This is a genomic window from Gillisella vitis, from assembly GCF_021559775.1.
Classification (GTDB): domain Bacteria; phylum Pseudomonadota; class Alphaproteobacteria; order Rhizobiales; family Rhizobiaceae; genus Allorhizobium; species Allorhizobium ampelinum.
The window spans coordinates 892323-904504 of sequence record NZ_CP056047.1 but is presented as its reverse complement, the minus strand read 5'-3'; the positions used below and the strand labels follow the sequence as shown (position 1 = coordinate 904504).

General features: G+C 59.8%; 10 protein-coding genes. 7 read left to right on the top strand and 3 right to left on the bottom strand.

The genetic code is table 11. The annotated features are described in order from the left end of the window. The first annotated feature begins 165 nt into the window (after window positions 1-165). Window positions 166-1389 (top strand): AsmA family protein, encoded by a 1224-nt coding sequence (locus AVCG78_RS04130; protein ID WP_015915567.1) that lies wholly within the window; start codon window positions 166-168, stop codon window positions 1387-1389. A gap of 80 nt (window positions 1390-1469) precedes the next feature. Here AVCG78_RS04130 and AVCG78_RS04125 read toward each other — a convergent pair whose 3' ends face one another. Together AVCG78_RS04125 and aspS are read right to left on the bottom strand one after the other, a co-directional pair. Next, on the bottom strand, window positions 1470-2000 hold the full coding sequence (locus AVCG78_RS04125; RefSeq protein WP_071204657.1) for an FUSC family protein: 531 nt from the start codon (window positions 1998-2000) through the stop codon (window positions 1470-1472). Between the two features lie 4 nt (window positions 2001-2004). Then, a complete protein-coding gene (gene aspS / locus AVCG78_RS04120) occupies window positions 2005-3810 on the bottom strand; it encodes an aspartate--tRNA ligase (RefSeq protein WP_015915565.1) in 1806 nt (601 codons plus the stop codon). A 219-nt stretch (window positions 3811-4029) separates the two neighbouring features. Between aspS and AVCG78_RS04115 the strand changes: the two genes are divergently transcribed. From AVCG78_RS04115 to AVCG78_RS04090, 6 genes are all read left to right on the top strand, one after another. After that, complete coding sequence (locus tag AVCG78_RS04115; protein ID WP_087727712.1) at window positions 4030-5265, top strand: MFS transporter; 1236 nt, start codon at window positions 4030-4032, stop codon at window positions 5263-5265. Window positions 5266-5352: 87 nt separating this feature from the next. Next, window positions 5353-6765, top strand: a complete 1413-nt coding sequence (locus tag AVCG78_RS04110; protein WP_071204769.1) for a multicopper oxidase family protein — start codon at window positions 5353-5355, stop codon at window positions 6763-6765. Window positions 6766-7000: 235 nt separating this feature from the next. Further along, entirely contained in the window at window positions 7001-8155 is a 1155-nt protein-coding gene (rnd, locus tag AVCG78_RS04105; RefSeq protein WP_071585301.1) for a ribonuclease D, read from the top strand. Next, complete coding sequence (locus AVCG78_RS04100; RefSeq protein ID WP_071204660.1) at window positions 8155-8649, top strand: GNAT family N-acetyltransferase; 495 nt, start codon at window positions 8155-8157, stop codon at window positions 8647-8649. The genes rnd and AVCG78_RS04100 overlap by 1 nt, the downstream gene beginning before the upstream one ends. Window positions 8650-8704: 55 nt before the next feature. Then, on the top strand, window positions 8705-9682 hold the full coding sequence (locus AVCG78_RS04095; protein ID WP_071204661.1) for a small ribosomal subunit Rsm22 family protein: 978 nt from the start codon (window positions 8705-8707) through the stop codon (window positions 9680-9682). Further along, window positions 9682-10701, top strand: a complete 1020-nt coding sequence (locus AVCG78_RS04090; protein ID WP_139191419.1) for a DUF2891 domain-containing protein — start codon at window positions 9682-9684, stop codon at window positions 10699-10701. Before AVCG78_RS04095 ends, AVCG78_RS04090 begins: the two co-directional genes overlap by 1 nt. Here AVCG78_RS04090 and AVCG78_RS04085 read toward each other — a convergent pair. Next, window positions 10685-12046 (bottom strand): Nramp family divalent metal transporter, encoded by a 1362-nt coding sequence (locus tag AVCG78_RS04085; protein WP_015915558.1) that lies wholly within the window; start codon window positions 12044-12046, stop codon window positions 10685-10687. The genes AVCG78_RS04090 and AVCG78_RS04085 overlap by 17 nt on opposite strands. Between the last annotated feature and the right edge of the window lie 136 nt (window positions 12047-12182).

Genomic DNA, 12182 nt, shown 5'->3' with positions numbered 1-12182 from the left:
AGGATTCCGGGGGATGCACCTGTGGATTATCCGATCAGGGCGTTTGGGGTCTATGAGACAAAATCAAACGAGTACGACAAAAAGCATGGCGGATTTCCGCACTGTCTTATAAAGGATCATGACCGCGCAATCGCGCATATCCTTTTGTTCTTAGAGGGAATTGTTATGACGACGCATAAATCCGCCGGGCCTGCCCTGCGCCGTATCCTCTCGGTCAGTGCCGCCATTCTCGTGCTTCCCTCAGCAGCTTTTGCGCTGGATGGCCAGGATTTGCTCGCCAAGATCAATAAATCCTATACCGGGGGCAATGCCGCCATTACCGCCAGTTCTATCGATATCAACGGCGATGTCGTAACGCTGCGGGGTACCAAGCTGAAGCCAGCCAAAGCGTCGGATACCGGCCCGGATGCCGCGCCAGTCTCCATAGGCGACGTGAAAATGAGCGGCGTCATCGAAAACCAGGACGGCTCCTATGAAATCGACCGGGTCGATTTCCAGCCGCTCAATCTGGTTGAAAACAACTCAACCGTCACCGCCTCCGATCTTTATCTGTCCGGCGTCACCGTTCCGGCCAAGACCGATGGCGGCGACCTCGCCTCCATGCTGTTTTACGAGAAGGCCCATAGCGGCCCGATCAGCGTCAAGGCGGATGGCAAGGAAGTGTTGTCCATGGCAGAGGCCGAGGCGACAACGGCAATCGAGGACGATGGCGCCAGCCTCGCTTTCGAAGGGACCGTCAAAGGCTTCAAGCTCGATCTGTCCACCGTCGACGATCCAAAGAGCCGCGATGCAATCGAAAAGCTCGGGATCAGCATGCTGGATGGCGGCATGACCATGAAAGGCAGCTGGGAACTGCAATCGGGAACGATTGACGTTCAAAACTACACGCTTGATTTCAAGAATGTTGGTAAGCTGACGGTGGCGCTTGGCCTGTCCGGTTATACGCTGGACCTGGTCAAGCAACTTCAGGAAACCGCCCGGGCCATGGAAACCAATGCCAAGGACCCGCAGGCGCAGCAGGCCTCCGGCATCGCCATTCTCGGCCTGATGCAGCAAATGTCCTTCCTGGGCGCCGATATCCGCTTCGACGATGCCGGCATTACCGAGCGGGCACTGGCCTATAGCGGCAGCCAACAGGGCGTCTCGGGCAAGGATATGGGCCAGATGGTCAAGGCCATGATGCCGTTGATGCTGGCCCAGGCCAAGCTTGGCGATTTCCAGAATGTCGTTACGTCAGCCGTCAATGCCTATATCGACAATCCGAAGAGCCTGACGATCTCCGCGGAACCGCAGAACCCGGTCCCCTTCCCGATGATCGTCGGCGCGGCCATGGGCGCACCGGAAACGCTGCCCAAGGTTCTGGGCGCAAAGGTAACGTCTAACGACTAAGGGTCATCGAACTCGAACATAGGTGATAAAAGCCGCCAGTCTGGCGGCTTTTTTTGTGGAATGCAGTATTGCAGATTGCGCTATTTTTCCTGCGGCCCCTGCCCTGCATCCTTGCTGGGCGTGGTCGCTGTGTCATGCAGTGTCGTCGCATTGCGAAACAGGATGAGCGCGAAGACAAGTCCGGTGGAGACGCCGATGATGACATCGAGAAAGCGCACCAGCCCACCGGTCGCAGGGCCAAGCAGGATGACCAGAAGTGCTGAGGCGCCAGCCTGGATAGGCGTGACGGGTGCCAGATTGGCCAACGCGCCCAGAAACATCGCGGCGAATATGGCCAGCGAAATCTGCACGCCGAGCACACTTATCGGCAGAAGAAAGATCAGCTCGCCGACCGCGATGCCGATGGTCACGCCAATGACAACATTGATACCTTGGCGCAGGTGATTGGGAATGCCCGGGGCCAGACAGATGATCGCGGCTATGGCGGCAAAAATCGGCTGCTGATGGCCGAACAGCCAGTGGGCACCATAAAACGCGACCGCCGCAGCTAAAGCTGCGGCGGTCGCGTGGCTGAAGGCATCCCGGATATGGCTAGCAAACCGGGACCACATCGGTTCAGTCTTTCTTAGGCGTCGGCACCACGCGCAGCGCCAATTCGCGCAGCTGGGTCGGCGTTGCCGGAGCCGGTGCGCCCATCAACAGATCCTGCGCCTGCTGGTTCATTGGGAACAGCGAGATTTCGCGCAAGTTCTTGGCACCCACCAGCAGCATGACCACGCGGTCGATACCAAATGCGCAGCCGCCATGCGGCGGTGCGCCGTATTGGAAGGCGCGGTAGAGGCCGCCGAAGCGTTCTTCCACGTCCGTCTGGCTGAGACCAACCTTCTCGAACGCCTTGACCATCAGTTCTGGCGACTGGTTACGGATCGAGCCGGAAGCGATTTCAAAGCCGTTGCAGACGGCGTCATATTGGTAAGCCTTGAGTGTCAGCGGGTCTTGGCTGTCGAAGGCTTCCAACCCGCCCTGCGGCATGGAGAACGGGTTGTGGGCGAAGTCGATCTTCTTTTCTTCCTCGCTCCATTCGTAGAACGGGAAGTCGACAATCCAGCACATTTCAAACCGGTCGCGGTCAATAAGGTTCAGCTCTTCACCTGCACGGGTGCGGGCTTCGCCAGCGAACTTGTAGAACTTGGCCGGATCACCGGCGACGAAGAAGCAGGCATCGCCCGCGCCAAGGCCAAGCTGGGCGGCAATGGCGGCTGTACGTTCTTCGCCGATGTTCTTGGCCAAGGGGCCGGAACCGGCAACCTTGCCGTCTTCTTCCTTCCAGAAGATGTAGCCAAGGCCCGGCTGGCCGGTCGATTGCGCCCAGGCATTCATGCGGTCGCAGACGGCGCGGCCAATCGCGCCGGTTGCTTCCGTGTGCTTGACCGGGATCGCCCAGACCTCAACCTTCGGGTTGGCGGCAATCATGCTTGCGAAAATCTTGAAGCCTGAATCAGCGAAATGCTCGGTCACGGCCTGCATAACAATTGGGTTACGCAGATCGGGCTTATCGGAGCCGTATTTGCGGATCGCTTCATCATAGGGAATGCGTGGCCATTGCTTCGTCACAGGCTTGCCTTCGGCAAACTGCTCGAACACCTTGGTCATCATCGGTTCCATCGTGGTCCAGACATCTTCCTGGGTCACGAAGCTCATTTCCACGTCGAGCTGGTAGAACTCGCCGGGCAGACGGTCAGCGCGCGGGTCTTCATCGCGGAAGCAGGGCGCAATCTGGAAGTAGCGGTCGAAACCAGCCACCATCAACAGCTGCTTATACTGCTGCGGAGCCTGCGGCAGGGCGAAGAACTGGCCTTCGTGGATACGGCTTGGCACCAGAAAGTCGCGCGCACCTTCGGGCGAAGAGGCGGTCAGGATGGGCGTGGTGTATTCGGCAAAGCCAAGCTCACTCATGCCGTTGCGCATGGATGAAATAATCTGGGTGCGCTTGACGATGTTCTTGTGCAGGGTTTCGCGGCGAAGGTCGATGAAGCGGTACTTCAGGCGCACATCTTCTGGATAGTCCGGCTCGCCAAACACTGGCAGCGGCAATTCCTTGGCGACGGCGAGAATTTCGATTTCCTGCGCATAAAGCTCGATTTCGCCGGTCTGCATGGCCTTGTTGACCGTCTCATCGGCACGGGCCTTGACCACGCCATCGATGCGGATCACCCACTCGCCGCGCACGGTTTCGGCCAGCTTGAAGGCCGGACTATCGGGATCGGCCACCACCTGCGTGATGCCGTAATGGTCACGAAGGTCGATGAAGAGAACGCCGCCGTGGTCGCGGACGCGATGGACCCAGCCGGAAAGGCGCACGGTGGCACCAACATCGGACTTGCGGAGAGCGGCACAGGTGTGGCTGCGATAACGATGCATTTCGAACGATCCTGGACATGTGTAAAAGGTCAGCACGGACGCAAGGAATGCGCGCTTGGCTGGCATGGAAAATCGGGCGGAAAAGCGCATGGCCGGCCCGATTTGTCAAGGCTACAGGCTTTTACGCTTTGGATTTACGCTATATCGGCATCTCCTGCCGGGGTAAACGTCGCATGCTGTTATAGCCCGACTCACCTGCATTTGAAAATCCGGCCCATCATGAACGATATACGTCCGCTTTTGCCCCTGCTCGTCACCGCCGGTATTCTGATCGGCGGCAATGGCTTGCAGGGCACGTTCATTTCGCTGCGCGCCCTCGAAGAAGGGTTCTCGACGACGATGATCGGCGTGGTCGGCACCGGCTATAATATCGGCTTTGCCATCGGCTGCATCTATGTGACGAGGCTGATCCGGGAAATCGGCCATATCCGCGCCTTTGCCGGGCTGGCGGCGATTGCTTCTGCCGCCTCCATCGCCATGCTGATCTTCATTCATCCTGCCGCGTGGTTTTCGATGCGGCTCATCCAGGGCGTCTGCTTTGCCGGGCTGTTCGCCGTGGTGGAAAGCTGGCTCAATGCCCGCGTCACCAACGAGACACGGGCGCGCACCTTGTCGATCTATCGCTTCGTCGATCTCGGCTCAGTGACGGTCGCGCAATATATCATTCCGGCGGTCGGGATTTCCGGTGTCGATCTGTTTGCGCTGATCGCCATGGCGCTGTCTCTGTCGCTGGTACCGATTTCCTTTGCCGACCGCACCAGCCCTGCCCCACCCCGGCATGTGGAGTTTAACATCAAGGCCCTGTGGGGCATTTCGCCGCTGGCGACCATCGGCTGTATTGTGGTGGGGCTGACCAATTCCAGTTTCCGGTCGCTCGGCCCCATCTATGCCGAAGGCATCGGCATGTCGGTCACGGCCATCGTCACCTTCATGAGCATCGGGATTTTTGCCGGTGTCGTGCTACAATATCCGCTCGGCCATTATTCCGACAAGCTGGATCGGCGCACCATCATTCTGGTGGCCGCCGGCGGTGCCATGCTAGCCGGGCTATTCCTGACCTTCGTGGCGGGAACGAGCGAAATCCTCAATTTTATCGGGATTTTCCTGTTCGGCGCCTTTGCCATGCCGCTTTATTCGCTGTGCTCAGCCCATGCCAATGACCATGCCGCCCCCGGCCAGCATGCGCTGGTCTCGGCAGGAACCCTGTTCTTCTGGTCCTGCGGGGCCGTGGTCGGGCCGATGTTTGCCTCCGTCCTGCTCGACCATTTCGGACCAAGGGCGCTGTTTAGCTATATGGTCGTCGTGCTGGCGCTGTTCATCCTCTACACCCTGCTGCGGATGCGGGCGCGCGAAGCGGTCCCGACGGAGGAGCGACGCTATCCCTTCCGGGCGCTGCTGCGCACCTCGGCCTTTTTCAGCAAGCTCGCTGCACCTGTGCGAACGAAGCGGAAATAGGCTCGGAGGCATACGCCTGGGATATTGCTGATTTCCACAATCAACTTTAAAAGACCAACGTCCCGTCCGACGCTGGAACCGCCCATCATGCCCATTCTCTCCCGCCGCACCCTGTTGAAAGCCTCCGCTGTTGCCACTGCCTATGGCGCAGGGCTCGGCATTGCCAGCCGCTTCCAGGGCACGCGCATGGCCTTTGCCGCCCCCAAGCCGTTGGAAATCGAGGCGCGGTTTACCTCAGCCACCCTCGACGGCAGCCATGAGACGAAAAAGCTGATGAGCTTTGCTCTGCCGGGCCAGACGGCGGCAATGCCACCCACCATCCGCATGCGCCGGGGCGAGCCTTTCGCCGCAAAACTGATAAACCATATCGATGATGCCACCACCATTCACTGGCATGGCTTGCGGATTCCAAACGCGATGGACGGCGTGCCGTTCCTGACCCAGCCCTATGTCTATCAGGGCGACAGCTTCGATTACGCCTTCACGCCGCCGGATGCCGGTACGTTCTGGTATCACCCGCATTGCAACACGCTGACCCAGATGGCGACCGGCATGACCGGAATGATCGTGGTAGAAGACCCTGACGACCCGGCCTTCGACGCGGAAATCGATCTCAATCTGCGCGACTGGCGGCTGGGCGAAGATGGCCAGTTCATCGCGCTATTTAAGCCGCGCGACACGGCCCGGGCCGGAACATTCGGCACCGTGCGCACTGCCAATTGGCAGGTGGAGCCGCGCTACGATGCGCCCAGCGGCGGTTTGACCCGGGTTCGGATCGTCAACACCGACGTAACGCGGATCTATACGCTGAAACTGGAAGGCGCAGAAACGGTGATCGTCGCGCTGGACGGCCAGCCGGTGCCAGCGATCCTGCCGATGCAGCTTGCCATCGTCGCCCCCGGCCAGCGCATGGACATCATCCTGAAAATGCCCGACAGCGAAGGCAGCGAGGCACGGCTGACCGATATTCGCCCCAGCACGCCAAAAACCGTCGTCAGCTTCCGTGCCACCGGCGCGTCCTTGAAACGCGATCTGAAGGACGTGCCGCCGCTGCGGCCCAATCCCTTCGACAAGCCAGATCTCGCATCCGCCCAGCATATTCCGCTGGTGCTCTCCGCCACGGCGGAAAACGGCGCGAAAGAGTCAATCTGCGGCACGCTCGGCTATTCCTTCTGGGCAATCAACAAGGTGACATGGCCGGGCGACACACCCGACCCGACCGCGCCGCTGGCCGAATTGAAGCTGGGCAAGAGCTACATCTTCGACCTGGTGAACGACACGCCTCACGCCCACCCCATCCATCTGCACGGCATGAATTTCCAGGTGATTGCCTCCAACAACCGTCCTGCCGTACCGCTGATCTCCGACACCTACCTGGTCATGCCCGATGAAAAGGTGCAACTCGCTTTGGTGGCCGACAATCCCGGCGACTGGGTTTTGCATTGCCACATCATCGAGCACCAGAAGACCGGCATGACCAGCTATGTCAGGGTCACATGACCGGAGGCATTCTCATTCGGCATTCGTGCTTCATGCCCAGGTAGAAAACCGACCCGAACCCGCTGCCGCCGGGGGCTTGGACAGGCACCGTGTCCTCTCGGTCACATTGGCGTCACGATCCGTTAAAAACCGGGGAGTTTTGGCCATAGACGGCCTCAAACCTTGTCATCAACTTGACAATAAGGACGCAAGGGGGAAGGAAAGAAATGAATTCGAAGAGATATGCCGGGGCCCAATGATTTCTACAACTCAAGATTTAGAAGCCGCTTGCGAAAAACTGGCCAAATCTGAATTTATCACCATTGATACTGAATTCCTGCGTGAAACCACTTTCTGGCCGGAACTGTGCCTGATCCAGATGGCCAGTCCCGATCTGGAAGTGATCGTCGATCCGCTGGCCGAGGGGCTCGACCTTGCACCCTTTTTCAAGTTGATGGCCAATGGCGATGTGATCAAGGTGTTTCACGCCGCGCGCCAGGATATTGAAATCATTTTTCACCTGGGCAATCTTATTCCCCATCCTATCTTCGACACCCAGGTGGCGGCCATGGTCTGCGGCTTTGGCGACAGCGTGTCCTATGACCAGCTGGTCCAGAAGATCAAGAATATCCATATCGACAAAAGCTCGCGCTTTACCGACTGGAGCCGCCGTCCGCTTTCGGAAAAGCAGCTGGATTATGCGCTCGCCGATGTCACCCATCTGCGCGACGTCTACCTGACTCTAAATGCAGAACTGGAACGTGAAGGCCGCGCCAGCTGGCTGAGCGAGGAAATGGCCATTCTCGAATCCCGCGACACCTATGATCTACACCCCGACGATGCCTGGCAGCGCCTGAAGATGCGGCTGAGAAAACCGCAGGAACTGATGGTGATGAAGGCCGTCACCGCCTGGCGTGAGCGTGAGGCCCGCGCCCGCAACGTCCCCCGCTCGCGGGTCATCAAGGACGACGCCATTTTCGAAATCGCCCAGCAGCAGCCCAGGGATGTCGAGGCGCTCGGACGGCTGAGGACCATTCCGAAGGGTTGGGAGCGCTCTACGCCGGGCGGCGCGATCATCGAGGCGGTCAATGCCGCCCTGGCAATTCCTAAGGCCGAATGGCCGCAGGTCCAGCGCCAGAACCATGTGCCGGAAGGCACCGCACCGGCGGTGGAACTGCTCAAGGTACTGCTGCGCCTGACCTGTGAACAGCATGGCGTCGCCGCCAAGATGATCGCCAATACCGACGACCTGGAAAAGATTGCCGTCGAGGGCGAACAGGCCGATGTGCAGGCCATGCGCGGCTGGCGGCGTGATCTGTTCGGCGAATCGGCGCTGAAGCTGATCAATGGCGGGGTTGCCCTCCGCTTCGTCGGCAAGAAGATCGAAGCCGTCGAATTTATCGAACCTTGATGGTGTCGCTGCGCGCGGCCACAGAAGGCGATATCGGGTTCATGATGTCAGCGGAGCGCCAGCCCGGTTACGACCTGCTGGTCGGCCGGTTTAGCGCGGCGGAACATCTTGCCAATCTCAATGATCCGGCGAAGGCCTATCGGATCGCCGTGTCGCCGAATGGCGAGCCGCTCGGCTTCGTGTTGTTCCGCGACATCAATGATCCGCAGGATAATCTCTATATCAAGCGCGTCGTGGTTGCCGCTCCCGAAAAGGGAACCGGCACGGCGATGATGCGGCTTGCGCTGGATTGGGCATTCACCACCACCTCCGCCTATCGGATCTGGCTAACCCACATACCGAATAACCGGCGCGCCCACGCGCTTTACAGCAAGCTCGGCTTTCAACAGGAAGGCGTGCTGCGCGGGGCCTATGGTCATCGTCAGGACCAACGCGGTGACCTCGTGCAGATGTCACTGCTGAAACCGGAATGGGACAGCGTAACGTCCGGCTGATAAGATCGCCCTCGCAGCACTGTTTCCCAATTCTTCAACCCGCCGGACCGTTACCTTGGAACTCCCCTCACCCCTGAAAAGCGCCGTTGAGCGCCTGCTGGAACATCAACCGCTTGCGCCCTTGATGAAAGCCGCCGAACGCCTGTCCCAGCGTTACCGCAAGGAAGTACGCGACGGGCAGTTGCATATCAGCGACGATCTGGCCGCACGCGCTTATCTCGCCGCTCGCCTGCCCGCCACTTTCGCCGCCGTCAGGGCGGCGATGGACATGGTGGCCGAGGTGCAGGCGGATTTCTCCCCGAAAACCTTGAGCGATTTTGGCTCCGGCCCCGGCACCGCGCTTTGGGCCGCCGCCGATTGCTGGCCGCAATTGGAACAGGCGACGCTGATCGAGGCCAGCCCTGCCATTCGCGCCATCGGTAAAAGCCTCTCGCAAGCCCTGCCCTTTGCCTGCGACTGGCAGGCGGGAGATCTCACCAAAACCCTGCCGCCTATGGTCCCTGCCGATCTGGTGACGCTGGCCTATGTGCTTGATGAGTTACCTATTGATGCGGTGGCAAGCATGACGGCAAAGCTCTGGGCCTTGACCGGCGGCACGATCATCATTGTCGAGCCCGGCACGCCAGCAGGCTGGCAGCGGATTGTCACAGCACGGCAGGCGCTTCTCGATGCGGGCGCCCATCTGCTTGCACCCTGCCCTCACCAGCAGCTCTGTCCGATCGTCAGCCCGGACTGGTGTCACTTTTCACGGCGCGTTGCCCGTTCCCGCCTGCATCGGCAGGTGAAACAAGGCGAAGTGCCGTGGGAAGACGAGAAATACATTTTCATCGCCGCCTCGCGCCAGCCTGTGACCTTATCCGGTGCGCGGGTCCTGCTGCCACCCCGGCTTGCCAGCGGCATGGTGAAGCTGAAACTGTGCCAAGGCAATGGAACGGCAGAGGAGACCACTCTCAGCCGCCGTGATGGCGCACTCTTCAAGGCGGCGCGCCGGGCCGATTGGGGTGACTTGCTGATCGCCGAGGAGGAAGCTTGATGGCCATGCCACAGAGGATTCTGGATATCGAGACGGCGAACAATTTTGCCGTGATTGCCCTTTGCCATGTCACCAAGGAATATCCCAATCACATCATGCATGTGTTCGATGGTGCTGAGACTGAAGTGACGCCCTCGGCCCTGCATCCGGTGTTCTACGGCAGTTTCGACTGGCATTCCTGCGTGCATGGCTATTGGATGCTGGCGCGGCTGCTCAGGCTTTTTCCCTCCATGCCATCCGCACCGGCCATCCGCGACCTGTTCGATACCATGCTGGTCGCGGAAAACATCGCCGGAGAATGCCGCTATTTCGACAGACCCTCATCCCGTGGCTATGAAAGGCCCTATGGCTGGGGCTGGCTTCTGGCGCTTGCAGCCGAATTGGCGGGTCACGAAAGGCCGGGTTGGGCGCTAGCCTTGCTGCCGCTCACCCAACGGATCGTCGCGCGCTTTGAGGCATTTTTGCCGCTGGTGACCTATCCGGTCCGGGTCGGCACCCATTACAATACCGCTTTTGCCCTGCGGCTGGCCGCAGACTATGGGGACGTATCGGGCAATTCCGCATTCCTGACACTTCTTGAGCAAACGGCCCGGCGCTGGTATGGCGACGACCACACTTGCACGGCCTGGGGAGAACCCTCCGGCGACGAATTCCTGTCCTCGTCGCTGATCGAGGCCGAATGCATGCGTCGGCTTCTGCCACGTGGGGAATTTTCCGGCTGGCTGTCACGTTTCCTGCCGGAGCTCGCCCGGGGCGAGCCTGCGCATCTGATGCAGCCAGCCAATGTTTCCGACCGCAGCGATGGCAAGATCGCCCATCTGGACGGGCTAAACCTCAGCCGGGCCTGGTGCTTTTATGCGCTGGCAGCGGCGCTGACGGCTCAGGATACCGCCAGCCTGGTGCTCATCCAAGCCGCTGAACGGCATCTGGATGCCGCACTCGCCCATGTCGCGGGCGAATACATGGGCGAGCACTGGCTGGCAAGTTTTGCCGTGCTGGCGCTTACACAGCCCCGCTGAAGACGTCCCAGAGCAGTTTGAGATTGAGCGCGATGATGATCGCGGCGATCACCCAGGCCAGGGCAGCCGTCCAGCGGGAAATGACGAACGAGCCCATCTTGCGCTTATCGCTGACGAATTGCACCAACGGCACGACGGCAAAGGGCAATTGCATCGACAAGATGACCTGGCTCAGCACCAGCAGTTCCGCCGTTCCCTTGTTGCCGTAAAGCCAGGTGACGATCACGACCGGAATGATCGCCAGACAGCGGGTCAGCAGGCGGCGCGCCCAATTGGGGATGGTCAGCCGCAGGAACCCTTCCATGACGATCTGTCCGGCCAGCGTTGCCGTGACGGTGGAATTGATGCCGGAGGCCAGCAGCGCCACGGCAAACAGGGTGGAGGCAAGGCCGAAGCCCAGAAGCGGCGACAACAATTGATGCGCCTGCTCGATTTCCGCCACATCGGTGCGACCATTGGCATGAAACACCACGGCGGCGATGATCAGGATCGAGGCATTGACGAACAGCGCCAGCATCAGCGCAATCGTGCTGTCCAGCGTCGCCCATTTGATCGCATCCTTACGGCCACGGTCATTGCGCTCATAGGCGCGGGTCTGGACGATGGAAGAATGCAGGTAGAGATTATGCGGCATGACCGTCGCGCCGATAATGCCGATGGCGACATAGAGCATTTCGCGATTGGTGATCACTTCGGCGGAGGGAATGAAGCCCGATAGAATCTCGGCGACCGGCGGTTGGGCGGCGATGATCTGCGCCAGGAAACACAGGGCGATAATGGTCAGCATCGAGACCACGAAGGCTTCCAGGAAACGAAAACCCTTGTTCATCAACAGCAACAGCAAAAACGTATCGAGCGCGGTGATCAGCGCGCCGCCGATCAGCGGTATGCCGAACAGCAATTGCAGGGCGATGGCCGTGCCGATCACTTCCGCCAGATCGCAGGCGATAATCGCCACTTCGCATGCCAGCCACAGACAGATGCGCACCGGCGGCGAATAATGATCGCGGCAGGCCTGGGCGAGATCCCGCCCGGTGGCAATGCCAAGCCGGGCTGACAGCGCCTGCAACAGGATCGCCATCAGGTTGGAAATCATGATGACCGACAAAAGCGTATAGCCAAATTGCGACCCGCCAGCGATATCCGTCGCCCAGTTACCGGGGTCCATATAGCCGACCGAAATCATATAGCCCGGTCCGGCAAAGGCCATCAGCTTGCGCATCCACGAGCCAATCTTCGGCACATGGACCGAGGCATGCACTTCCGGCAGACTGGCGCGGTCGTCTCCTGGCCGCGCAAAACCCCAGGCCCCTTTCGGGGCGGGACTGGTTTCCAATTTTGACATAAGTGCCCGTAGCCTGTTTTTATTGCGATTAATTCGCAACAATCTGCGCCGGTTTTTTTAATTATGCAATAGGCTATATTCTATTGCTTTGGCTTTATTCGAAGGTTCTGCCTATGGGCCGCATCCCGCAATCCCG

What these genes read in the sequence shown, in the direction of transcription:
- AVCG78_RS04100 (WP_071204660.1), top strand. Translation starts at nt 8,155, where the DNA reads ATGGTGTCGCTGCGCGCGGCCACAGAAGGCGATATCGGGTTCATGATG.
- AVCG78_RS04125 (WP_071204657.1), bottom strand. Translation starts at nt 2,000, where the DNA reads ATGTGGTCCCGGTTTGCTAGCCATATCCGGGATGCCTTCAGCCACGCG.
- rnd (WP_071585301.1), top strand. Translation starts at nt 7,001, where the DNA reads ATGATTTCTACAACTCAAGATTTAGAAGCCGCTTGCGAAAAACTGGCC.
- AVCG78_RS04090 (WP_139191419.1), top strand. Translation starts at nt 9,682, where the DNA reads ATGGCCATGCCACAGAGGATTCTGGATATCGAGACGGCGAACAATTTT.
- AVCG78_RS04085 (WP_015915558.1), bottom strand. Translation starts at nt 12,046, where the DNA reads ATGTCAAAATTGGAAACCAGTCCCGCCCCGAAAGGGGCCTGGGGTTTT.
- AVCG78_RS04115 (WP_087727712.1), top strand. Translation starts at nt 4,030, where the DNA reads ATGAACGATATACGTCCGCTTTTGCCCCTGCTCGTCACCGCCGGTATT.
- aspS (WP_015915565.1), bottom strand. Translation starts at nt 3,810, where the DNA reads ATGCATCGTTATCGCAGCCACACCTGTGCCGCTCTCCGCAAGTCCGAT.
- AVCG78_RS04110 (WP_071204769.1), top strand. Translation starts at nt 5,353, where the DNA reads ATGCCCATTCTCTCCCGCCGCACCCTGTTGAAAGCCTCCGCTGTTGCC.
- AVCG78_RS04130 (WP_015915567.1), top strand. Translation starts at nt 166, where the DNA reads ATGACGACGCATAAATCCGCCGGGCCTGCCCTGCGCCGTATCCTCTCG.